General features: G+C 66.5%; 1 protein-coding gene. It reads right to left on the bottom strand.

Annotated elements, in window-relative coordinates; all coding sequences use genetic code 11:
* Positions 1 to 11 precede the first annotated feature (11 nt).
* Positions 12 to 427 (bottom strand): transposase (locus AMD30_RS24365; protein ID WP_156354442.1); only part of this gene is annotated, 416 nt, incomplete at its 5' end.

The following is a 427-nucleotide window of genomic DNA, read 5'->3' as shown; positions in this document are numbered from 1 at the left end:
AGCGTCCGGTCTCAGGCGGTGGTGGGGGTCAAAGCGGCGGTTCCGATGGCTTTGAACAGGTTGTGGACGAGGGCGTGGAAGCTGAATTCTGCTGTGGCTCTGTCGAGTCCGCGGCTGGTGAAGCGACGGAAGCCGAGGTTGTGTTTAGCGTGGGCGAACGGGGTTTCAGCGATGTGGGCGCGTTGACGGTAGAGCGCATGTCCCTCGGGTGTGGCCAGCCGGTGGGTCATGGCCTGGATCGGGGAGGCTTCTGATGGTGGCGGCCCGTGTGTGGGTGCGTGCTGCGCGGCGTGGGCCACGGCCCGGTGTTTGCCGGTCGCGATGAGCCGGTCTGGTCCGGGTGCGGTGAGGTTGTGTTCGGAGAGGTAGCCGGCATCAGCCAACACGACCCCTATTCCTGGTGAGACCGGCGGTTCGGGGCGGTGGG

The organism is Gordonia sp. HS-NH1 (assembly GCF_001418765.1).
In the GTDB taxonomy this organism is placed as follows: Bacteria; Actinomycetota; Actinomycetes; order Mycobacteriales; family Mycobacteriaceae; genus Gordonia.
The sequence above is the reverse complement of the archived record's forward strand: the minus strand, read 5'-3'. Positions and strand labels throughout refer to the sequence as shown.